Source organism: Acidovorax sp. (genome assembly GCF_027492855.1).
Lineage (GTDB): Bacteria > Pseudomonadota > Gammaproteobacteria > Burkholderiales > Burkholderiaceae_C > Acidovorax.
Genome location: NZ_JAPUDY010000051.1, coordinates 65,591 through 87,545, shown reverse-complemented (window position 1 = coordinate 87,545; position 21,955 = coordinate 65,591). Strand labels below are relative to the sequence as shown.

16 protein-coding genes are annotated in these 21,955 nt (G+C 67.6%); 11 read left to right on the top strand and 5 right to left on the bottom strand.

The annotated features are described in order from the left end of the window. The first annotated feature begins 35 nt into the window (after window positions 1-35). A complete protein-coding gene (phoR, locus tag Q0105_RS10025) occupies window positions 36-1,379 on the top strand; it encodes a phosphate regulon sensor histidine kinase PhoR (protein ID WP_298211308.1) in 1,344 nt (447 codons plus the stop codon). Here phoR and Q0105_RS10020 read toward each other — a convergent pair. From Q0105_RS10020 to trxA, 5 genes are all read right to left on the bottom strand, one after another. Beyond that, window positions 1,333-2,700 (bottom strand): MATE family efflux transporter, encoded by a 1,368-nt coding sequence (locus tag Q0105_RS10020; RefSeq protein WP_298211306.1) that lies wholly within the window; start codon window positions 2,698-2,700, stop codon window positions 1,333-1,335. The genes phoR and Q0105_RS10020 overlap by 47 nt on opposite strands. Continuing rightward, window positions 2,700-4,400, bottom strand: a complete 1,701-nt coding sequence (locus Q0105_RS10015) for a hypothetical protein (RefSeq protein ID WP_298211304.1) — start codon at window positions 4,398-4,400, stop codon at window positions 2,700-2,702. The genes Q0105_RS10020 and Q0105_RS10015 overlap by 1 nt, the downstream gene beginning before the upstream one ends. Window positions 4,401-4,508: 108 nt before the next feature. Then, a complete protein-coding gene (locus Q0105_RS10010; protein WP_008906759.1) occupies window positions 4,509-4,763 on the bottom strand; it encodes a type B 50S ribosomal protein L31 in 255 nt (84 codons plus the stop codon). 92 nt (window positions 4,764-4,855) lie between these two features. Beyond that, complete coding sequence (rho, locus tag Q0105_RS10005; RefSeq protein ID WP_063459546.1) at window positions 4,856-6,118, bottom strand: transcription termination factor Rho; 1,263 nt, start codon at window positions 6,116-6,118, stop codon at window positions 4,856-4,858. A 271-nt stretch (window positions 6,119-6,389) separates the two neighbouring features. After that, window positions 6,390-6,722, bottom strand: coding sequence for a thioredoxin TrxA (trxA, locus tag Q0105_RS10000; RefSeq protein ID WP_295941403.1), 333 nt, complete (start codon window positions 6,720-6,722; stop codon window positions 6,390-6,392). Window positions 6,723-6,831: 109 nt separating this feature from the next. Here trxA and Q0105_RS09995 point away from each other — a divergent pair, with 109 nt between their 5' ends. The 10 genes from Q0105_RS09995 (at window position 6,832) to Q0105_RS09950 (ending at window position 21,952) form a co-directional block, all read left to right on the top strand. After that, window positions 6,832-9,405, top strand: coding sequence for a PD-(D/E)XK nuclease family protein (locus Q0105_RS09995; RefSeq protein WP_298211298.1), 2,574 nt, complete (start codon window positions 6,832-6,834; stop codon window positions 9,403-9,405). A 79-nt stretch (window positions 9,406-9,484) separates the two neighbouring features. Next, window positions 9,485-12,943, top strand: a complete 3,459-nt coding sequence (locus Q0105_RS09990; protein WP_298211296.1) for a UvrD-helicase domain-containing protein — start codon at window positions 9,485-9,487, stop codon at window positions 12,941-12,943. Between the two features lie 197 nt (window positions 12,944-13,140). After that, window positions 13,141-14,487 carry a TIGR03862 family flavoprotein gene (locus tag Q0105_RS09985; protein ID WP_298211294.1) on the top strand — a complete coding sequence of 449 codons (1,347 nt, stop codon included), beginning with the start codon at window positions 13,141-13,143 and terminating at the stop codon, window positions 14,485-14,487. A 160-nt stretch (window positions 14,488-14,647) separates the two neighbouring features. Beyond that, window positions 14,648-16,675 (top strand): TonB-dependent receptor, encoded by a 2,028-nt coding sequence (locus Q0105_RS09980; protein WP_298211292.1) that lies wholly within the window; start codon window positions 14,648-14,650, stop codon window positions 16,673-16,675. Beyond that, the gene (locus Q0105_RS09975) at window positions 16,656-17,573 is read left to right on the top strand and encodes a tungsten ABC transporter permease (RefSeq protein ID WP_298211290.1); all 918 of its coding nucleotides are present in this window, start codon (window positions 16,656-16,658) and stop codon (window positions 17,571-17,573) included. The genes Q0105_RS09980 and Q0105_RS09975 overlap by 20 nt, the downstream gene beginning before the upstream one ends. Next, window positions 17,570-18,172, top strand: a complete 603-nt coding sequence (locus Q0105_RS09970) for a DUF2478 domain-containing protein (RefSeq protein WP_298211288.1) — start codon at window positions 17,570-17,572, stop codon at window positions 18,170-18,172. Before Q0105_RS09975 ends, Q0105_RS09970 begins: the two co-directional genes overlap by 4 nt. Then, window positions 18,169-19,233 (top strand): iron ABC transporter substrate-binding protein, encoded by a 1,065-nt coding sequence (locus Q0105_RS09965; protein WP_298211286.1) that lies wholly within the window; start codon window positions 18,169-18,171, stop codon window positions 19,231-19,233. Before Q0105_RS09970 ends, Q0105_RS09965 begins: the two co-directional genes overlap by 4 nt. 99 nt (window positions 19,234-19,332) lie before the next feature. Further along, the gene (locus Q0105_RS09960; protein ID WP_298211603.1) at window positions 19,333-20,331 is read left to right on the top strand and encodes an iron ABC transporter permease; all 999 of its coding nucleotides are present in this window, start codon (window positions 19,333-19,335) and stop codon (window positions 20,329-20,331) included. Continuing rightward, a complete protein-coding gene (locus Q0105_RS09955) occupies window positions 20,331-21,116 on the top strand; it encodes an ABC transporter ATP-binding protein (protein WP_298211284.1) in 786 nt (261 codons plus the stop codon). Before Q0105_RS09960 ends, Q0105_RS09955 begins: the two co-directional genes overlap by 1 nt. After that, window positions 21,113-21,952, top strand: a complete 840-nt coding sequence (locus Q0105_RS09950; RefSeq protein ID WP_298211282.1) for a class I SAM-dependent methyltransferase — start codon at window positions 21,113-21,115, stop codon at window positions 21,950-21,952. Before Q0105_RS09955 ends, Q0105_RS09950 begins: the two co-directional genes overlap by 4 nt. Window positions 21,953-21,955: the final 3 nt, after the last annotated feature.

Below are 21,955 nucleotides of genomic sequence, written 5' to 3'. Positions count from 1 at the left end.
CGTCCCTGGTTTTCTGAGAAGGCTTTGTTATCCGCATGCTGTGGCGTATTTCGTATTTCCTGCTGTGGCAGTTGGCGGGTGGAGCTGTGGGCTGGTGGTACAGCGGCCCCTGGGGCGCGGCACTGGGTGCGGCCGTGGCTGCCTGGATATGGTTTATCTGGGACTTGTCGCGCGGCGCGCGTGTGCTGCGCTGGCTGCGCACGGGCGACCTGGCGGCGGTTCCGTCCATGCGCGGTATCTGGGGCGAGGCCGCAGACCGCGCGCGGCGCCTGCTGCGCAAGCAGGAGGCCTTGGTCCATCAAAGCGAAGGCCGATTGCAGGAGATTCTGGCCGCCCTGCAGGCATCGCCCAACGGCGTGGTGCTGCTTGATGCCCAGGGGCGCATCGAGTGGTGCAACCAGATGGCGGCCAGCCAGTTCGGTTTTGATGCCCAGCGCGATGTGATGCAGTCGATTGGCAACCTGCTGCGCAACCCCGAGTTCACAGCCTACTTCGCCGCCAAGGATTTTTCTGATGACGTGGTGCTGGAGGGGCGCCTGAGCACGCCCTCGCGGCCAGTGCGCATTTCGGTGCATCTGCACCCCTATGGCGACGGGCGCACTTTGCTGCTGTCGCGCGATGTCACGGCGCTGGAGCAGGCCGATGCCATGCGGCGCGACTTTGTGGCCAACGTGTCGCACGAGATCCGCACGCCCCTCACGGTGCTGACGGGTTTTGTCGAAACACTGCAGACCCTGCCCCTGAGTGCCGATGAGCGATCCCGCTACCTGGGCATGATGGCGCAGCAGGCCCAGCGCATGCAAAGCGTGGTGAAAGACCTGCTCACGCTATCGCGCCTGGAGGGCAGTCCACTGCCCGGCATGACCGAGTGGACGCCGGTGCAGTCGCTGATGCAGCGTTGCGAGGAGGAGGGCCGCGCTCTGTCATCCCTGCTCACGCAGAACCAGCAGCGCATGCACGAGATCCGGTTCCCGGTAGCCGAGGTCTTGCACAACGAGGGCGACATCGCGGGTGTGCCCGCCGAGCTGCAAAGCGCCTTGTCCAACCTGGTCAACAACGCTGTGCGCTACACGCCCGCAGGTGGCTTCATCACCGTGTTGTGGGAACGCAAGGGTGATGGTCGCGCCGTTTTTTCGGTGCAGGACACGGGCCCCGGCATTGCCCCTGAACATATTCCGCGTCTGACCGAGCGCTTTTACCGGGTGGACCGCAGCCGCTCGCGCGAGACCGGCGGCACAGGCCTGGGGCTGGCCATCGTCAAACATGTGCTGCAGCGCCACGGCGCCACGCTGGACATCGCCAGTACCCTGGGCAAGGGCTCGGTGTTTTCGGTTACCTTCCCGGCGAACCGGCTGCGCGGTTTTGCCCTGCCGGGCTGATGGCTCGCCAGAGCATGGCGACAAACAGCGCAGCCGTCACCACCAGCGCAGCGGCGCTGGCAGCCCAGAGCGGTGTGGGCGATGGCACCCCCGCCCAGGGGCCGTGGCCGGTGTAGGCCAGCCAATAGCCGCCGCCCAGGCCCGCGCCCCACAACAAAGCGCAGTACACGGCCAGCGGGGCCAGTGTGATGCGGTAGCAGCGCAGCACGAACACGCACAGGGTATGCAGCGCATCGGCCGCGTGGTACGCAGCCACCCACACCAGCACGCCCCCTGTCATTGCCACCACGCTGGCGTTGGCCGTGTAAATACTGCCAATGTGATCTTTTGCTATTAATAATATAGCTGCTAGCGCAAATCCCATAAGCGCTGAGAGCCTAAAACCTATAAATACCACCTGGCGGGCCTGCACGGGGTTGCCTGCGCCCAGCCAGTAGCTGACCCGCGCGCTGGTGGCGATGGCCAGCGACAGCGGCACCATGTAGAGCACGGCGGCCAGGTTGGAGGCGATCTGGTGGGCTGCAGAGGCGGTGGTGCCCTGGCGCGCAATGAACAGCGCCATCAGCGTGAACGATGTCACCTCGACCATCACGGCCAGCCCCGCCGGAATACCCAGCCGCGCAAAACCCGCGATGGTGGGCCAGTGCGGCGGCTCCATGCGGCGCCACAGGCCCAGGGGTTCGTAAAGGTCTTGCGTGCGCAGCAGCCAGATGGCCAGTGCAAGCATGCTGCAGTTGACCACCAGTGTGGCCCAGGCGCAGCCCACCACGCCCTGCGCGGGCAGGCCCGCACCACCAAACGTGAACCACACCGACAGCGGCAGCTTGATGAACAGCGAGCCCACCTGCAGCCAAGTCACCAACTGGGGCCGTCCCAGGGCCTGGTTCAGGGTGCTGTAGATGCGAAACAGCAGGGCCGGGGGCAGCGCCAACGCCAGCACCGCCAGGTAGTTTTCCACCTCGGTGCGCAGGGCGGGCGGCACCTCGGTCCAGCGCAGGATGGGGCCGGGGGACAACAAGACTGCCATGCCGATCAGCGAGGCCGCGCCACACAGATACAGGGCTTGGCGCAGTGACCGGCCAACGGCTTCGGTCTCACGCGCGCCGCGCTGCTCGGCCCACACGGGCAGCAGCGCCTGCAGCACACCGATCAGCGCCACATAGACGCTGATGAAAATGGCCGAGCCCACGGACAGCGCGGCGAGCGAGGATTCGCTGTAGCGGCCCGCGACGATGGTGTCCGTCACGCCGAACGCCATGACGGCCAGTTGCCCGGCCAGCACGGTGAGTGCATGCCGGGTGATGGTGGATTGCTCCGACATCAGCGTGCCGGGCCTGTGCGGCGGAACAGCAGGAGGTGGTCGTTCTTGTCCGTCGGGCGGGGCAGGGTGGCCTTGGGCTCCCACCGCGCGGCATTGACCATGCGCTCGGAGGCAGGCCACGAAGCAATGTCCGCCAGCAGCCACTCGCACTCATCCTGCAAGCCGGCGCGCTGCAGCGAGAGCTGGCCGTGGTATTGCAAGGCGGCCACCTGGGCGCGGTTGAGCCCCACGGTCTGGATGCATCCCGGCGTGGGGCCAAGGGCCTCCACAACGCTGCGCACCTGGGGGCCATAGCTGCGCGCATAGTCCAGCAGCGGTAGCCACAGCGTCATCAGCAGCACCCAGCCCAGCACGGCGCCCCCGGCGGGCAGCACCAGGCTTTTCCAGATGGGCGCACGGTCGCGCGATGCGCGCCACCAGACCAGGCTGCACCAGCCCACGGTGGCGGCCAGGGCCGCCACCAGCGCCAGGGCTGAAAACTGGGGCTCAAACCCCGGCGCGAGCTTGGCCACATTGGCCGCAGGTTTGGCGGGCACGCCGGTTTGCATGGCAATCCAGATCACCCAGATCGCCAGTGCGGACACGGTGAAGAACAGCAGGGTGAACCAGTCGATCAGTGCGCCCACGCTGCGGCGCAGGGTGGGCAGCGCAAAGGCCGCCAGCGAGGCCATGGCAGGCAGGCTCAGCAGCAAGGCCCGGTCGGCGGGCTGCGTGGTGATGGTGGCGGCGATGGACACGGCCACGAACCACAGCGGCACCAGCAGGTGCCGGTGGCCCTGGCGGCTGATGATCTGCTTGCGCCAGCGCCACAGCGTCCACAACGCCAGCGGCCAGGCGGGCCAGCCAAACCATATCAGCAGGCGCACCAGGCTTTGCCATTCCTTGCCACCCGCACCGGCGCCCACAATGCGCCAGCGCCACAGGTCCAGCGCCCAGGCCAGCCAGGCGGCTGCCAGCGTCACGGCCATCAGCGCCAGCGCCCAGTGCCATCGGCGGTCGGCACGGCCACCAGGGGCCAGCACCACCAGCACCATGCTGCCCGCGCCCAGCAAGGCGGTCAGCGCCGGGGCTCCTGCCAGTGTCAGTCCGAGCATGCCGGCAACCAGCGCCAGGGCGGGTGCCACGGTGCGGTGCGGCATGGCGGCCACCGCGAAGAAGAGCAGTGCGGTGCAACTGAGCTGCACCAGATAGCTGGTGATCTCGTGCGAAAGTTGTGCGAGGCCCAGGCAGGCGATCAACGCCAGCAACGCGCCGTCGGCGATGGCGCGGGCGTAGTCCAGGGGCGGGGCCTCGCCGCCAAACGCAAACGCCACGGGTTGGGCGCCGGGGCTGCGTGCCAGGTAGTACACCCCATACCAGGTGGCAATGAGCGTGAGGGCCAGCAGGCCCGCAAAAGGAATGCGCGCCGCCACTTCGGCTGGCAGCCAGGGCGGTGCGATCTGCATGGCCCACGCCCCGATCCAGTAGGGCAGCAGGCCCTCGGTCTCCGGTGGCATGCCGCCCAGCAGGGGGGCGAGCCACGGGGTGCGGCCCTGGGCCAGCTCCAGCATGTAGCCAAAGGCCGTGACGTCGGCGCTCTTCCAAGGGTCACGCCCGACGAAGCCTGGTACCACGTAGGCAATGCACAGCAGCAACCGCGCCCAGCGGGGGAGGGGCTTCACGGCATTCTGGGTAACGATGGCGGGGGTGGGTGGGGTCACGCGTCAGTGGGCAGCAGGGCGAAGGAGCCACCGAGAATAAGGGCAAAAACAAAGAAAAAGGCAGCACGGTTGCCCGGGCTGCCTTTTTGGCGGGAACGCAGGGGCGAATTACTTCGCTGCGGTCTTGCCGAAACGGTTGCGGAAGCGCTCGACGCGGCCACCCATGTTGTCCACCGACTTTTGCGTGCCGGTGTAGAAGGGGTGCGATTCGGAGGAGGTGTCCAGCTTGAACAGCGGGTATTCCTTGCCTTCGAAGGTTTCCATTTCCTTCGTGTTCACGCACGAGCGGGTCACGAACTTGAAACCGTTGGACAGGTCCGAGAACAGAACTTCGCGGTAGTTGGGGTGAATGCCTTCTTTCATGATCTTCCTTTGAGTCAACTGCGGGAGCCGCACCGGCCATTCCGATGTACTTTCCGCAAGAAAAAGCCCTCTATTATGGCACAGGCTGAAAATCAGCCTCCGCGCCTCATCATGTCGAAGAAGTCCACATTCGTTTTTGTGGCCTTCATGTTCTTGATCATGAGCTCCATCGACTCGATCTCGTCCATGTTGTACATGAACTGGCGCAGGATGCGGGTCTTTTGCAAGATCTCGGGTGCCAGCAGCAACTCTTCGCGGCGCGTGCCGCTCTTGTTGAGTTCGATGGCGGGGAACACGCGCTTTTCGTACAGGCGGCGGTTCAGGTGGATTTCGCAGTTGCCCGTGCCCTTGAATTCTTCAAAGATCACTTCGTCCATGCGGCTGCCGGTATCGACCAGGGCGGTGGCGATGATGGTGAGCGAGCCACCTTCCTCGACCTTGCGCGCAGCGCCGAAGAAGCGCTTGGGGCGCTGCAGCGCGGCGGCGTCCACACCGCCCGACAGCACCTTGCCGCTCGACGGCACCACGTTGTTGTAGGCGCGGGCCAGGCGGGTGATGGAATCGAGCAGGATCACCACGTCCTTCTTGAGCTCGACCAGGCGCTTGGCGCGCTCGATCACCATTTCGGCCACATGCACGTGGCGGGCGGCGGGCTCGTCGAAGGTGGAGGCAATGATTTCGCCCTTCACCGTGCGCTGCATTTCGGTCACTTCTTCAGGGCGCTCGTCCACCAGCAGCACCATCAGGTGCACGTCGGGGTTGTTGGCCGTGATGGCGTGGGCGATGTGCTGCATCATCACCGTCTTGCCGCTCTTGGGCGGGGCCACGATCAGTGCGCGCTGGCCGCGGCCGATGGGCGCGATGATGTCGATGATGCGGCCGGTGATGTTCTCTTCGCCCTTGATCTCGCGTTCCAGGCGCATCTGCTCCTTGGGGAACAGGGGCGTCAGATTTTCGAACATCACCTTGTGCTTGTTCTGCTCTGGCGGGCCGCCGTTGACGGCGTCAAGCTTGGTCAGGGCAAAGTAGCGCTCGCCGTCCTTCGGGGTGCGCACTTCGCCTTCGATCATGTCGCCGGTGTGCAGGTTGAAGCGGCGCACTTGGCTGGGCGAGATGTAGATGTCGTCCGTGCTTGCCGTGAAGCTGGTGTCGGGGCTGCGCAGAAAACCGAAGCCGTCGGGCAGGATTTCCAGCACGCCATCCGCAAACACCTGTTCGCCCGCCTTGGCGCGCTTTTTGATGATGGCAAACATCAGCTCCTGTTTGCGCATCCGGCCCGTGTTTTCGATTTCGAGTTCTTCGGCCTGCTTCAGGACTTCAGACACGTGCAGTGCCTTGAGTTCGTTTAAGTGCATGGAATGACTCCTGAGGCGGAGCTGATAAGAATCTTGGGGAAAATGAGAAGTTGGGCTTGGGCCGGACGGGCTGCTGTTTGCAGGTCCGGCTCGCCGGGGGATCTTGGCCCGGCTGCCAATGCGTGCAGGCCGGTGATCTGTGGGGAATTATGACAGGAAAAAATCCAGGGGCTTCATGGGGCCGTAATGAAGGCGGTCAAGATGACCGGCCTTGCGCCACATGCACCCCAAAAAACGCCCCGCAAGCAGCATGCGGGCGGGGCGCCGGAGGTCAGGCCAGTTGCTGGTCGATGAAGGCGGTCAGTTGCGCCTTGCTCATGGCGCCGACCTTGGTGGCAGCCAGTTGGCCGTCCTTGAACAGCATCAGCGTGGGGATGCCGCGAATGCCGAACTTGGCGGGGATTTCGCGGTTTTCGTCCACATTCATCTTGGCGATCTGCAGCTTGCCCTGGTAAGTGCCAGCGACTTCGTCCAGGATGGGGGCAATCATCTTGCAGGGGCCGCACCATTCGGCCCAGTAGTCCACCAACACAGGGGTGCTGGTTTTCAGCACGTCGGCTTCAAAGCTGGCGTCAGAGACATGTTTGATGAGTTCGCTGGCCATGGCGGATTCCTTGTTTTTGAGCGGGTTGGGACCGGTGTACGTTTAAAGTCAGGGCATTGTGACAGAAACCAATACCACGTACGCCGGTATGGCCGGGGCTTGCGACGCTATGACAGTCATAGCGAAAAGCGATCAGGGCGCCGACTATGCCGCCCCGTGCGCCGCGCTGTGGCAGCGGGCGCTGGCCCAGGTGGCCGGGCATGTTCAGGCCCAGGGGGGGCACCTGGCCCGTACCGTGGTGCTGGTGCCCTATGCCCAGCTCATGCCCTGGGCGCAGCGCCACTGGGCGCAGCAGTTTCCGCAGGGTTTTGCTCCGCGTTTCGAGACCACCCGCAGCTGGGCGCACCAATTGCAGGGTTTCGAGCCCTCGGCGGATGATTTTGCGGGCGATGTGGCGCGTGACATCCTCACGGCCCGCGCCCTGCTCGACCGCGTGGGGCAGGGCGCGCACCGCGACATGCTGGCCACGCCCCTGCAAGAAGCCGCCGCCCAGCTGGCCCCCGCCGTCGCGGCCGTGCCACCCGCGCAGCGCGCGGCCTGGGGCGACGAGGCCCGCAAACTGCTGGCCACCGCAGACGAGGGCAGCAGCCGGCACTACGAGGCCCTGGTGGCGCGCCTGGCGCTGGAATGGGTGCTGGCCTCGCGCCACGCCACCGATGTGCTGTTCGAGCCCGGTGTGCGTGCTGCGGTGGATGCGCTGGTGGTGCTGGAGGGCTTTCAGTCTGACGCGTTGCCCCAGGCCCTGCTGGCCCATTGGGGCGAGCAGGGCGCCTGCGTTGCGCTGCCCGCCCTGGCCAGTGGGGTTTTCGAGCCGCCACGGATCGCCCTGCAAGCCGCCACCGATGCCGAAGACGAAGCCCACCGCGCCGCCGCCTGCGTGTTGGCCCACATCCGCCAAGGCCGGGTACCTGTGGCGCTGGCTGCCACCGACCGGGCGTTGATCCGCCGCGTGCTCGCCCACCTGGACGGCAGCGGCGTGCTGGTGCGCGATGAAGGTGGCTGGATTCTGTCCACCACGCGTGCCGCCGCGCGGACGATGGCCGCGCTGCAGGCCGGGGAGTGGAATGCTTCAGCCGATGCCGTGCTGGACTGGATCAAGCACACGCCCTCACTGGCTTCCGAAGATGTGAGCCGGCTGGAGCAGTGGCTGCGCAAAGGCGCGGTGCAGCATTGGGGCGCCGCCGCTACGCGCGACCTGAGCGCAGAACCCCACCTGGCCCGCACTGTGGCCACTGTCGAGGCCTGGCGCGACACCCTGCGCGCTGCGCGCCCGCTGGCGCAATGGCTGCCTGCCCTGCGCGCTGTGCTGGAGCAGGCCGGCCAATGGCAAGGTCTCTCGGCCGACCCCGCCGGTATGCGCGTGTTGGCCGCCCTGCGCCTGCAAGACGGCCAGCAGGCTGAGCTGGAGGGCTGGGGTGACGACAACGCAGGCCGCCGCATGACGCTGGCCGAATTCACCCGCTGGGTCAAAGACGTGCTCGAAGCAGGGCGCTACGTGGCCGCGCAAGCCGCCGATGCGCCCGTGGTGGTGTTGCCTATGCCGCAGTTGCTGGCCCGCCCGTTTGCCGCCGCCGTGCTGCCGGGCTGCGACGAAAAGCGCCTGCAGGCCGCCCCTGAGCCCACGGGCGACTGGTCGCAAACCCAGCGCGAAGCCTGGGGCCTGCCCACGCGCCAGTCGCTCGAAGCCGCCCAGCGCGCTGCCTGGGCCCACGCCCTGCGCACCCCCGTGGTGGATGTTTTGTGGCGCACGGGCGACGAGGGCGGCGAGCCGCTGCTGGCCAGTGCCCTGGTGCTGGCCCTGCAACTGGACGGCGCCGCCACGCTCGGCGCTGACGACCGTGCCGCGCGCACAGTGGCCGCCACGCCCACGCTGCGCCCCCTGCCCGTGGGTCAGGCACTGCCGGTGGCGCATCTGTCGTCCACCGCGTATTCCGACCTGCGCCATTGCCCTTACCGCTTTTTCGCCCAGCGCCAACTGGGTCTGCGCGAGGCCGACGAGCTGGGCGCTGAAGTCGACAAGCGCGACTTCGGCACCTGGCTGCATGCCGTGCTGCAGCGGTTTCACGAAACCTTGCTGGCCGATCCGACCGACGACCTGCCGCAGCGCCGTGCCCGCATGGATGCAGCTGCCGAGGTCGTCACCCGCGAACAGCACCTGCAAGACGGCGACTTTCTGCCTTTTGCCGCAGGTTGGGAGCAACTGCGCGACGGCTACCAGCACTGGCTGGGTGTGCACGAGCAGCAGGGCGCCACATTCCGCCAAGCTGAAGTTAAGGCACGTCAGCCGCTGGGCGGCCTGGAGCTGATCGGCACCATCGACCGCATTGATGGCGTCTCCAGCACCGGTGAGCCCACGGTGTTGGTGATCGACTACAAGACCGAAAGCGACAGCGTCACCCGCCAGCGCATCAAGGCCGGGACCGAGGACCCACAACTAGCCTTCTACGCCGCTTTGCTGAGCCACGACACCTTGCGCGCAGCCTATGTGAACGTGGGCGAGCGCGGAGAGACGCAGATGCACGAACAGGACGAGGTGGTGCTCCTGCGCGATGTGCTGGTCGAAGGCATCCAGCACGACATGGCACGTATTGCCGATGGCGCGCCGCTGCCTGCGCTGGGCGAGGGCTCGGTGTGTGACTACTGCGCCGTGCGCGGGCTGTGTCGAAAGGACTTTTGGGAATGAATAGAGCCCCCACGCTCCCTCACTTCGTGTGGTCGCTGCCCCCCAAGGGGGTCGCATTTCATCTTGGGGCGGCCCGGCGATGAAACAGGCCGCCTACGAACACAACGGCCGCCCCGTCTCGCGCGAGGCCTTCTACGCCATCGCCTGCGACCCTGCGCGCAGCGTGGCCGTCGAAGCCTGCGCGGGTGCGGGCAAGACCTGGATGCTGGTTTCGCGCATGCTGCGTGCGCTGCTCGACGGCTGCGCGCCGCACGAGATCCTGGCCATCACCTTCACCAAAAAAGCCGCCGGTGAAATGCGCCAGCGTTTGCAGGAGTGGCTGGAAGAATTCAGCCACAAGCCGCTGGAGGAACTCACTGCCGAGCTGATTGCAAGGGGAATCAGCCCCCAGGGCGCGTCGGATAAGCGCGAGGCGCTACAAAATTTATACCGCCAGCTGCTCACCGCGGGCCGCCCGGTACAGATCCGCACCTTTCACAGCTGGTTTGCCGCGCTGCTGGGCACGGCGCCACTGGCGCTGTTGCAACAGCAAGGCCTGCCCGCGCACTTCGAGCTGCTCGAAGACGACGCCGAGGCCGTGCGCGAGGTTTGGCCGCCGTTTTTGCAGACCGTGGCCGACAGCGCCAGCCTGCGCTCTGACTACGAAGCCGTGGTGGCCCGCCACGGCCGTTCGCAAACCCACAAGGCCCTGGCAGCGGCGCTGGCCAAGCGCGTGGAGTTTGACCTGGCCGACGAAGCGGGTGTGGTCGATGCCTCGGTGCCGCCGTTCCAGCAGGCCTACCCTGAGTTGGCTGCTTTTGGCGAGCCTGCTGAGGCCTTGCAAAGCGATGCCTGCCAGCAGCGCTGGCGCAGCCGCGCCAGCGCCCTGGGCGCTGAGACCAACAAGACCCCGCAAAAGGCGGCCGACGCCATCATCGACGCCTTGACCTGCACCGACCTGAACCAGCGGCTCGACATGCTGCGCAAAGCGCTGTTTGTGGCCAAGGAAGACCGCCTGTCGAAAAACCTGGAGAAGTTCCCCGCCGCACAAGAGGCCGAGCCCGAGCTGTTGCGCCTGCTCACCGCCCGCCGCCAGCACGAGGCCTGGCAACACCAACAGCGCATGGCCCGGCTGGCGCGCTGCCTGATGGCGCAGTTTGTGGGCGTCAAGCAGCAGCATGGCTGGGTGGACATGAACGATGTGGAGCGCACCGCCCTGGTCATGCTGGCCGACCCGGTGCTCTCCGGCTGGGTGCAGGAGCGGCTGGATGCGCGCATTCGCCACCTGCTGGTCGATGAGTTCCAGGACACCAACCCGCTGCAGTGGCAGGCGCTGCATGCCTGGCTGTCGGGCTACGCGGGCGCGGGCGGCGGTAACAGCGGGCAAAAGGCGCCCAGCGTGTTCATTGTGGGCGACCCCAAGCAGAGCATTTACCGCTTTCGCCGTGCTGAGCCGCAGGTGTTCATTGCCGCGCAGGCCTTTGTGCGCGATGGCCTGGGCGGCGACCTGCTCAGCTGCGATCACACGCGCCGCAACGCGCAGGGCGTGATTGGCGCAGTCAACGCCGTGATGGGCGAGGCCCAGGCGCAGCACGAGACCAGCGGCTTTCGCGACCACACCACAGAATCCAAGCACCCCGGCCAGCTGCTGCGCCTGCCCGCCATCACCGATGCGGACGACAACAGCCAAGGCACAGGCCGCGACCCGCTGGCTTGGCGCGACAGCCTGACCGAGCCTCGCCACGAGGCCGAGGAAACCCTGCGCATGCGCGAATGCACCCAGGCCGCCGCCTGGGTGGCCGCGCAGATTGCCAGCGGCACGCCGCCCAAAGAGGTGCTGGTGCTGGCCCGCAAGCGCGACCGCCTGGCCGCCATGCAAGACGCGCTGCGCGCCCTGCACCTGCCCTGCGTACAGCCCGAAAAAGCCGACCTGTTCGACGCGCCCGAGGTGCAGGACATGGTGGCGCTGCTGGATGCGCTTGTCTCGCCCACACACGATCTGTCGCTGGCCCGCGCGCTCAAGTCGCCCCTGTTCGGCCTGGATGACGACGCCCTGGTGGCCCTGGCCGTGCTGCGCCGCCAGCCCGAGCATGCGGGCCGTAGTTGGTTTGATTTGCTATTAAAAAGTGAGCTTCTTGCGCTTGAATACCAAGCGCTAGGCCCCGTTTTGACTCAATACCAGGCCTGGGTGGGCAGCCTGCCGCCGCACGATGCGTTGCAGGCCATCTACGAGCATGGCGATGTGCTGGCCCGCTTTGCCGCCGCCGCGCCCGCCACCCAGCGCCAGGCCGTGTTGGCCAATCTGCGCGCTTTGCTGGCGGCATCGCTGCAGCACGATGGCGGCCGTTACCTCACGCCCTATGCCTTTGTGCGGGCCATGAAAAAAGGCGGCGTGCGTGCGCCTGGCCGGGCCGATGCGCAGGCCATTCGCCTGCTCACCGTGCACGGCGCCAAGGGGCTGGAGGCCGACTGCGTGCTGTTGCTCGACACCGACACCCGTTCACAAAAAGCCGAAACCATGGGCGTGCTGGTGGATTGGCCCGGCGAGCAGGCCGTGCCCTCGGCCTTCGTCTTTTTGGCCAGCGAATCGAACCCGCCACCCAGCGCGGTGGATGCCCTCGCCGCCGAGCAGCAGGCCCGCAGCCGTGAAGAGCTGAACATGCTTTATGTGGCCATGACGCGCGCCAAGCATTGCCTGGCGCTGTCGTCCGTGCAGCCCGGCACTTCGGCCCCTGGCAGTTGGTGGAACCGGCTGGCCCCGTTGGTGACCGAGGTGGACGCAGCCGCCATTGCCGCGCCGACGTCGGTGGATGGCGCGGGCGCCGCCACCGATACCTTCACCATCGCCGTGTTGCCCCCACTGCCCGAGGCCCTGCAAAGCGCCCGCGTGCAGGCCGCCGCCCCGGTGGGTAGCGAGACCCCGGTGGCCATGCCGGGCGATGGCGACTCTACCCCGCTGTCGCGCCAGGGCGACGCCATGCACCAACTGCTGGAGCAAGCCGGCGTGGCGGGCGCGCCGCTGGCCGATGTGCGCGCCCACGGCTGGCCCGCCGCGCGCATCACCCGCTTGGGCCATGACCACGACATCGCCCCCGCCGCCGCCGAGTTGGCCGCGCGCATGGCCCAACGCATCCTGGCGGGCGAGGGCGCCTGGGCGTGGGACCCGGCCTGGGTGCAGACCGCCATCAACGAAGCCCCGCTGCACTACCAGGGCCAGAGCCTGCGCATCGACCGGCTGGTGTTGCGCCGCGCCGCACAGGCAGGCGACGCCGCAGCCGGTTGGTGGGTGCTGGACTACAAAAGCGCCGCCCAGCCCCAGCGCCAGCAGGCGCTGATGGTGCAGTTGCAGCGCTACCGCGAGGCCGTGCAGGCGCTGATGCCGGGCGAGGCGGTGCACGCGGCCTTTCTCACGGGTGATGGGCGCATGGTGCTGCTGGACGGCGCATCCGCTGCGGGTGCGGTAGGCCCGTTGGCTGCCCGGACTCCCGCCGTGGGGCATACTCTCGCCCCCGCTGCTGCAACGGGGGCTAAAGACTCTTCGCAAGGCTCTCTGTTTTGAGCGGCGCTTCGGTTCAATGCCCCAGCAGCGCCGAATGCCTTCAATGAATCAAAAAACCGTTCGGGCTGAGCTTGTCGAAGCCAGGGCGCTCCCTGGAAAAAGTCTTTTGACAGGCTCAGGGCGAACGGGTTGAGCGAATCGGCATTTCGCGCCCCCCCATTTTGCAAGGCCCTCCTGTGTTCCATACCGTTTCCTCCATGTCTTCCTCTTCACCCGCTGCTCCCACTGCAGCCCTGCTCTGCGACGTGGCCGTCGTCGGCGGCGGCCCGGCGGGCCTCATGGCGGCCGAGGTGCTGGGAGAGGCGGGTGTGGCCGTGCATGTGTTTGATGCGATGCCTTCGGTGGGACGCAAGTTTTTGCTGGCAGGCAAGGGAGGGCTCAACCTCACGCATTCCGAGCCGCACGAGCCCTTTGTAGGCCGTTACGCCGGGCGCGAAAAACAGGTCGAGCCGCTGATCCAGGCTTTTGGCGGGCCTGAGCTGAGCGCCTGGGCGCAGGGTCTGGGGGTGGAGACCTTTGTGGGCACCTCGGGCCGCGTGTTCCCCGCCGACATGAAGGCCGCGCCCCTTCTGCGCGCGTGGCTGCAGCGCTTGCGCGGGCAGGGTGTGTTGTTCCATATGCGCCACCGCTGGCTGGGCTGGGCCGACGATGGCGCCCTGCGGTTTGCTACGCCAGCGGGCGAGGTTCCGGTGGCGGCCAAGGCCGTGGTGCTGGCGCTGGGCGGCGGCAGCTGGGCGCGCCTGGGGTCGGACGGTGCCTGGGCGCCGCTGCTGGCGCAGCGCGGCGTGGCCGTGGCGCCACTGCGTCCGTCCAACTGCGGGTTTGACGTGTTGCGCGCCGATGCGCCCGTGGGTGAGACGCGCCGCGCGTTTTTGCAAGAGCTGCTGGGCCGCACACCCGCGCCCGCCGTGGGCTGGACGCCCCATTTTGTGGAGCGTTTTGCAGGCCAGCCGTTCAAGACCGTGGCGCTCAGTTTCACCAACAGCCAAGGCGATGGCTTCAGCCGCCGGGGTGAGTTCGTGGTCACGGCCACGGGGGTGGAGGGCAGCCTGGTCTACGCCGCATCGCACCTGCTGCGCGATGAGGTCGAAGCCCACGGCCATGCCACGTTCCACCTTGATCTTTTGCCCGACCACAGCCCCGAACGCGTGCTGGTGGAGGTGCGCCACCCGCGCGGCTCGCGTTCGCTGTCCAGCCACATCAAGAGCCGCCTGGGCCTGGACGGCATCAAGGCCGGCATCCTGTACGAACACCTGGGCAAGGACGGCATGAACGACCCCGTGGCCCTGGCCCACGCCATCAAGGCCCTGCCCATCACCGTGGTGGCTGCGCGCCCGCTGGACGAGGCCATCAGCACCGCTGGCGGTGTGGCTTTCGAGGCGCTGGATGCGCGCCTCATGGCCACGGCTCTGCCAGGCGTGTTCTGCGCGGGCGAGATGCTGGACTGGGAGGCCCCCACCGGCGGCTACCTGCTCACCGCCAGCATGGCCAGTGGCCGGGTAGCGGGCGAGGGCGCGCTGCGCTGGCTGCAACCTCGCACATGAATTGATCCAGAGCAAATTTCGGCCACAGGCGTTTGTTGGTATTCGTTATATATTTACGTATATTGCGTTGGCGATGGGGTATTGCCACGGGTTTTGAACGCCGTGGCTTTTTTTTGTCGACCGCTATGTATTTTTGTATATAACGATAGGAAGGGGTGCGATGGCAGCGACAACAACGGCGATGGGGCGAGGGCTGCGGCCCGCAGGTGGGGCAGCTCCTTTGCTGCTGGCGCTTTTGGTCTCGGCGGGGTTGGCCCGCGCGGCGGATGGCACGTTCGAGCTGGGCACGGTGACGGTGGTCGGCGCGCGCGCCGAGCCCGCGCCCAGCAGCGAGGCGGTGCTGGACAAGGCTGCGATCGAGCGCGACAACCGCGACACGGTGGGCGCGGCCGTGTCGCTGCTGCCCGGCATGGCGCTCAGCCGCAACAGCCGCAACGAAGACCTGGTTTATCTGCGCGGTTTCGATGCGCGCCAGGTGCCGGTGTTCGTCGATGGTGTGCCTTTGTATGTGCCCTACGACGGCTATGTCGATTTCGCCCGCTTCACCACCTTCGATCTGGCCGAGATCCGCGTCGCCAAGGCCGGTGCCTCGCTGCTGTACGGCCCCAACACGCTGGGCGGCGCCATCAACCTGGTCACGCGCAAGCCGGTGCGGGCGTGGGAGGGCGATGTGCGCCTGGGCCTGGCCTCGGGCAGTGAGAAAAAGGCAGCGGTCAACATCGGCTCCAACCAGGGGATGTGGTACTTCCAGTTGGGGGCTTCGGCCCTTGATGCCGACAGCTTTCCGCTGCCCAAGGGCTTCAAGGACTACAAGGCCCAGCCTACCGACACCGGCAGCCAGCGCGAAAACGCCTACCGCACCGACCAGCGCCTGTCGTTCAAGCTGGGCCTCACGCCCAACGCCACCGACGAATACGCGCTGGGCTATGTGCGCCAGGAGGGCGAGAAGGGCAACCCGGTGTACACCGGCCGCTCCACCAGCGGCATCCGCTACTGGCAGTGGCCGTATTGGGACAAGGACAGCCTGTATTTCATCAGCAGCACACGCCTGGGCCAGAACAACGTGCTCAAGGCGCGCGTGTTCCACGACACCTACAAGAACAAGCTCGATGCCTTCACCGACGGGACGTATGCGCAGGCGCTGAACAACACCAGCTTTCCCAGCGTCTACAACGACACCTCGAACGGCGTGGCGCTGGAGCTGGCCAACTACAGCCTCAACAACCACGAGCTGCGTGTGGCGCTGCACGTCAAGGAAGACAAGCACCAGGACAGCAACCCCTCGTCCGACACCAAAAACTACCGTGACGTCACCACCTCGCTGGCGCTGGAAGACACCATCGCCCTGGCGCCCAACTGGCGCCTGCGCGCGGGCCTGTCGCACGACAAGCGCGATGCCAAGGAGGTTTATTTTTGGCCACTGGGCGCAACAAGCGCCACCAACGGCGTGCTGGAGCTGACGCATACGCTGGACACGCGCGGCACCGAGGTGTACGCCGTGGCCTCGCACAAAACGCGCTTTCCCACCATCAAGGACCGCTACTCCGCGCGCATGGGCCGGGCGTTGCCCAACCCCGACCTCAAGCCCGAGGTCGCCAACCACCTCGAAGCGGGCCTGAAGGGCTCGCCCTGGGCCGGTGGCCAGGGGCAGGTGGCCGTGTTCTACAGCCGCATCACCGACCTGATGCAAAACGCCATCGTCGCCGCCCCGGTGGGCACCTGCGGCAGGGGTAGCACCACCTGCGAGCAGGTGCAGAACATCAGCAAGGCGCGCAGCGCCGGGCTGGAGCTGTCGCTGCAGCAGTCGCTCGGCAGCCACTGGGCCGTGGGCGGTGCCTATACCTACCTGGCCCGGCGCAACCTGAGCGACGCCAGCGTGCGCCTCACCGACACGCCCCGCCACCGCTTGTACGCCGCCCTGAACTGGACGCCCAGCGACGCCTGGGAAGTGCGCGCCTCCGTCGAGAGCGAGCAGGGTCGCACGGTGCCCTTCGCGGGTTCGGGCCGCAGCAGCTACCGCGACCTGGGCGGTTTTGCCATCCTGGGCGTCAAGGCCACCTGGAAGCCCCGCAAGGACATGGCGCTGGACTTTGGCGTGAACAACCTGGGCGACAAATGGTATGAGCTGGGCGACGGCCTGCCCATGCCTGGTCGAAGCTGGTTCATCCATGGCACTTACCGTTTTTAAGACCCGTCTGGTGGGGAGGGGGGTTGCGCTCGCCGCCGCGTTGCTGGCCTTGGGGCCTGCCAACGTGGCGGCGCAGTCTGCGCCAGCACCCCCGCCCACCGTGCGCGTGGCCGCTGTTGGTGGCCTGGTGCTCAGCGGCGTATGGCCCCGGTTGGCGCAGCAGGCGGGGCAGGCGCTTGTGCTGCAGGTGGACACCGTGGCCGCCAACCCCAAAGAAGGCGTGGTGCCGGTGTTCGAGCGCGGCGATGCCGAGGTGCTGCTCATCCATGCCAGCGACGAAGCCCTGGGCCTGCAGGCCAGCGGCCACGCGGCGCCCGTGCGCGTGTGGGCCTGGAACGAACACGTGCTCGTCGGCCCCGCCGCCGACCCGGCCCAGGTGCGCAGCGCGCGCGACGGGCAAGACGCCCTGCGCCGCATTGCCGACACCGCTGCGCCCTTCATCGCTTTTCGCGACCCCGGCAGCTACACCGTGGTGCAGCGCCTGTGGCGGCGCGCGGGCATCCGGCCTGATGCGCGCTGGGCGCACATCGACACCGGCGCCACGCCGCAAGCCGTGTTGCAGCAGGCGGTTGATTTGGGCGCCTATGCCGTGGTGGGGCACATCCCGGTGGCCTTTGGCAAGATGGCCGCGTCCGGCATACAGGTGCTGCTCAAGGGCGACCCGCAGATGCGCCGCCCTTATGTGGTGCTCACCCCCGGCCCGCGCCATCCGGCCGGTGCGCAGGCCCGGCGCCAGGCGCTGCGCCTGGCCGACTACCTGGTGTCGCCCGAGGGGCAGGTCGCGCTGGCCGAGGCCGACCGCGCAGCTGGCGGGCCGTGGCTGTTTGGCGCGGCCAGCGTGCCGGTTGCGCCAGCGCATGTCCGCCAGGCACCGCCGCTGGTAGAAAAGGCACCATGAACCCCACCACTGCGACCGAGCCAGAGCCATTCGCGCGCCTGGCTGCCATCGTGCAGGCCGATGCCAGCACCTCTTCCGACACCGACGCTGACGCGCTGCAAGCCGCCTGGGTGCAGGCGCTGCAGCACGCAGGCTGGCGCGTGGGCGGCCTGCGGCAGCACTTCACCACCTGGCCCCGAGGCGGCAAACGCATGCAACTGTTGGACGTGCGCAGCGCACAGGCCTTCGACATCTCGCAAGACCTGGGGCCGCAGGCCCGGTCTTGCTGCCTCGACCCGGCGGGCGTGGCGCAGGCCAGCAGCGTGCTGCGCCAGGCGCTGGCAGACCGGGTGGACGCTGTGGTCATCAATCGTTTTGGGGGGCTGGAGGCGCAGGGCGGCGGTTTCGTGGCCGAAATCGCCGCCCTGGCGGAAGCGGGTATTCCGGTGCTGACCATCGTTGCGCCTGCGCACTTGCCAGCCTGGCGTGCGCTGACAGGCCCGCTGGGGCAGGAGCTGCCCATGCCGCAGCCCCTGCAGGCACTGTGCGACTGGTTTGATCGACTGCAGGCAGATGCGCCCACGGCCAGCACCACGCCAGCACGGGAAAGCCCGGCATGAAACGCCGCCAACTGCTGCAAACCGCCGCTGCCGCCGCGCTGTGGCCCGCCTGGGCCCGGTCGCAGGCGCCCCAGAACGCGGTTGCCTCCACAACCACCATCGCCGCCACCTTTGGCGCGCTGCCGCCACCTGCGCGCATTCAGCGCGTCTTTGCCGCTGGTGCCCCCGCCGGGGTGCTGGTGGCCGCGTTGGCGCCCGAAAAGTTGCTGGGCTGGCCGATGCAACTGAACGCAGCCGCACGCGCGGCGTTGGGCCCGGTGCCGAGTGCGCTGCCGTTTCTGGGCCGCCTGGCCGGGCGGGGCAGCACGGTGTCGGTCGAGACGCTGCTGCAACTGCGGCCCGACGTGATTCTGGACGCAGGCACTGCTGATGCCACCTATGTCTCGGCCGCGCGCCGCGTGAGCGAGCAGACCGGCCTGCCCACCCTCTTGGTGCAGGGCCGCCTGGCCGAACATGCCGCACAACTGCGCGAAGTAGGCCGCTTGCTGGGTGTGCCTGAGCATGCCGAGCGCCTGGCCGCGTATGCAGACGCCACCATCGCCCTGGCCGCGCAGGTGCGCGCCAGCGTGCCCGCAGCGCAGCGCCCGGGCGTGTACTACGGGCGCGGCGCCGACGGGCTGGAGACCGGGCTGGACGGCTCCATCAACGTGGAGCTGCTGGACTTTGCCGGTGGCCGTAATGTGGCGGCGGCCGCTGGCAAGGGCTCGATCACGCGCGTGTCGTTGGAGCAGATCCTGGCCTGGAACCCTGAGGTCATCGTCACCCAAGAGCCCGAGTTTGCACACCGCGTGCGCAGCGATCCGCTGTGGCGCGCCATCCGCGCCGTGCAGACCGGCCGCGTGCACTGCGCGCCGGTGCTGCCCTTTGGCTGGCTCGACGGCCCGCCCGGCGTCAACCGGCTCATTGGTGTGCACTGGCTGCTGGCGCGCCTGCACCCCGCGCACCCCGCCGTGCGCGCGCAGGAAACCCTGTCGCAGGCCGCGCAACGCTTCTACCGCTTGTTCTACGGCACCGATCTCACGCTGGCAGCCGCCGCAACACTGTTGGAGGATGTACGGTGATTCATGCATCAAAATGGCCTCTAGTGCTTATTGATAAAGCGCAAGAAGCTATTGTTTTTATAGCAAACAATGGCTGAAAAGCAAGAGTCGGCAGGTGCGATGCCGTTGCGCTGGCTGCTGGCCTGCGCGTTGTTGCTGGCCGTGCTGGTGGCGGCGTTTTCGCTGGGCAAATTTCCGATTCCACCGGCCGACCTGCTGCGCTCTATCGCCGCGCGCCTGACGGGCACCCCCTCGGGCCTGCCACCCGCCGTGGACACGGTGGTCTGGAACATCCGCCTGCCGCGCGTGGCGGCGGGCTTGCTGGTGGGCGCTGCGCTGGCGGCGGCGGGCGCGGCCTACCAGGGCATGTTCCGCAACCCGCTGGTCTCGCCCGACATCCTGGGTGTGTCGGCCGGGGCGGGCCTGGGCGCGGTGCTGGGCATCTTCATGGGCCTGCCGCTGGCCGTGGTGCAGGTGCTGGCTTTTGTGGGTGGCCTGCTGGCCGTGGGCGCGGTGGTCGGCGTGGCGGGCCTGGTGCGCAGGCACGACCCGGTGCTGGTGCTGGTGCTCGCGGGCATCGCCGTGGGCGCGCTGTTGGGCGCGGGCATCTCGCTCATCAAGATATTGGCCGACCCCACCACGCAGTTGCCGTCCATCACCTTCTGGCTGCTGGGTGGCCTGAACGCCGTCACGCCTGCAGACCTGGCGGTCACGGCGCCGATGCTGCTGCTCGGCCTGGTGCCCATGGCCTTGCTGCGCTGGCGCATGAACCTGCTCGGCCTGGCCGATGAAGAGGCCCAGGCGCTGGGCATTGCGGTGCGGCGCCTACGCCTGCTGTTGGTGGCGGCTGCCACGCTGACCACGGCGGCGGCGGTGTCGCTCACCGGCATCATCGGCTGGATCGGGCTGGTGGTGCCGCACGTGGCGCGGCTCCTGGTGGGCCCCAACTTTGCGCGGCTGCTGCCTGCCTCGCTGCTGCTGGGTGGGGGCTTTTTGGTGGCTACCGACACGCTGGCGCGCACCGTGGCCAGCATCGAGCTGCCGCTGGGCATCCTGACGGCGCTGGTCGGCGCGCCGTTCTTCCTGTTCTTGCTGGCGCGGCCGGGGCGGGGCGAGTGATGGACGCCGCTCCCGTGCTGGAAGTGAGCGCCCTGGCCATCGGCCACGGCAGGCGCCGTGTGGGCCAGGACATCGGCTTTGCCATGGCGCCGGGCGAAGTGCTGTGCCTGCTCGGCCCCAACGGCAGCGGCAAAACCACTTTGTTCAAGACCTTGCTGGGCCTGCTGCCCCCGCAGGCGGGCGAGGTGCGTGTGCTGGGCGACACCGTGGCCGCGTGGTCGCGCACCGCCTTTGCGCGCCATGTGGGCTATGTGCCGCAGGCGCACACCAGCATCTTCCCCTTCACCGTCGAAGACGTGGTGCTGATGGGGCGGGCTGCGCGCATCGGGCGTTTTGCCCAGCCTTCGCACCATGACCGCGCCTGTGCGCTGCACTGTTTGCAAACGCTGGGCGTGGCGCATTTGCACCAGCGCATCTACACGGCCATCAGCGGCGGCGAGCGCCAACTGGTGCTGATTGCGCGTGCCCTGGCGCAAGAGCCCGTGTTGCTGGTGATGGACGAGCCCACCGCCAGCCTCGACTTCGGCAACCAGATCCGTGTGCTGGAGCACATCGGCCAACTGCGCCAGCAGGGCATGGCCGTGCTGATGTCCACGCACCAGCCCGAGCACGCGCTGCGCATTGCCGACCGCATCGCCCTGTTGGGCGGCGGGCGCCTGGCGGCAGTGGGCACACCCGCAAGCACCGCCACGCCCGAACGCCTGGCCGCCCTGTACGGCGTGAGCGCCAGCGCTGTGGCGGCCAGCCTGGGCGCTGCCATTCAAACTGAAACCACTCCACCATGACCATTGCCGCCATCGACTTCGCCCGCCTTTATCGCGACCACCTGGCCACCACCACCCGCACACGCAAAAACGCCAGCGACTGGGACCAGCGTGCCCCCGGCATGGCCAGCAAGGCACTGCGCAGCAACTACGCCGCCGAGTTCGTCGCGCGCATGGATCTGACCGGCGCTATCTCGCTGCTCGACGTGGGCTGCGGCCCCGGCACCATCGGCCTGGCGGTGGCCGATCAGTTGGAGCGCGTGGTGGGCTTGGACTACAGCGCCGCCATGCTGGGCGTCATGCAGGCCAAGGCGGCCGAAATGGGCATGGGCCAGGTGGTGCAGACCCTACACCGCGCCTGGGAGGACGACTGGAGCGACGTGCCCGTGTGCGACATCGTTGTGGCCTCGCGCTCGACCACGGTGGAAGACATCGCCAGCGCGCTGGCCCAATTGCATGCCAAGGCGCGCCTTCGCGTGTACCTCACGCACCTGGTCGGCGGCGACTTCACCGACCCGGCCATACAGGCCGCTGTGGGCCGCCGCATGCCCACGGTGCCGGACTACATCTATCTGATCAACATACTGCACCGCATGGGCATCCACCCGCGCCTGGACTACATCGCCCACGAAAACCGCCTGGCCGATGCCACCGATTTCGACGACTTCGCGCGCCGCGTGGCGTGGTCGATGGGCGGGCTGAATGCCGACGAGACGGAACGCCTGCGCGCCTGGTACGAGGGCGCCTCACCAGAGCAGCGCCAGGGCGTGCCGATGCGCTGGGCCTTTATTTCGTGGGAGAAAAATCCCGGTCTTTTCCATGTCGCTCGCCGCCCAGGCGATGAATACGATTGTTGAAAG

What these genes read in the sequence shown, in the direction of transcription:
- Q0105_RS09990 (WP_298211296.1), top strand. Translation starts at nt 9,485, where the DNA reads ATGAAACAGGCCGCCTACGAACACAACGGCCGCCCCGTCTCGCGCGAG.
- Q0105_RS09960 (WP_298211603.1), top strand. Translation starts at nt 19,333, where the DNA reads ATGCCGTTGCGCTGGCTGCTGGCCTGCGCGTTGTTGCTGGCCGTGCTG.
- Q0105_RS09965 (WP_298211286.1), top strand. Translation starts at nt 18,169, where the DNA reads ATGAAACGCCGCCAACTGCTGCAAACCGCCGCTGCCGCCGCGCTGTGG.
- Q0105_RS09955 (WP_298211284.1), top strand. Translation starts at nt 20,331, where the DNA reads ATGGACGCCGCTCCCGTGCTGGAAGTGAGCGCCCTGGCCATCGGCCAC.
- Q0105_RS10020 (WP_298211306.1), bottom strand. Translation starts at nt 2,700, where the DNA reads ATGTCGGAGCAATCCACCATCACCCGGCATGCACTCACCGTGCTGGCC.
- phoR (WP_298211308.1), top strand. Translation starts at nt 36, where the DNA reads ATGCTGTGGCGTATTTCGTATTTCCTGCTGTGGCAGTTGGCGGGTGGA.
- Q0105_RS09995 (WP_298211298.1), top strand. Translation starts at nt 6,832, where the DNA reads ATGACAGTCATAGCGAAAAGCGATCAGGGCGCCGACTATGCCGCCCCG.
- rho (WP_063459546.1), bottom strand. Translation starts at nt 6,118, where the DNA reads ATGCACTTAAACGAACTCAAGGCACTGCACGTGTCTGAAGTCCTGAAG.
- Q0105_RS09950 (WP_298211282.1), top strand. Translation starts at nt 21,113, where the DNA reads ATGACCATTGCCGCCATCGACTTCGCCCGCCTTTATCGCGACCACCTG.
- Q0105_RS09985 (WP_298211294.1), top strand. Translation starts at nt 13,141, where the DNA reads ATGTCTTCCTCTTCACCCGCTGCTCCCACTGCAGCCCTGCTCTGCGAC.
- Q0105_RS09980 (WP_298211292.1), top strand. Translation starts at nt 14,648, where the DNA reads ATGGCAGCGACAACAACGGCGATGGGGCGAGGGCTGCGGCCCGCAGGT.
- Q0105_RS09970 (WP_298211288.1), top strand. Translation starts at nt 17,570, where the DNA reads ATGAACCCCACCACTGCGACCGAGCCAGAGCCATTCGCGCGCCTGGCT.
- Q0105_RS10010 (WP_008906759.1), bottom strand. Translation starts at nt 4,763, where the DNA reads ATGAAAGAAGGCATTCACCCCAACTACCGCGAAGTTCTGTTCTCGGAC.
- Q0105_RS09975 (WP_298211290.1), top strand. Translation starts at nt 16,656, where the DNA reads ATGGCACTTACCGTTTTTAAGACCCGTCTGGTGGGGAGGGGGGTTGCG.
- trxA (WP_295941403.1), bottom strand. Translation starts at nt 6,722, where the DNA reads ATGGCCAGCGAACTCATCAAACATGTCTCTGACGCCAGCTTTGAAGCC.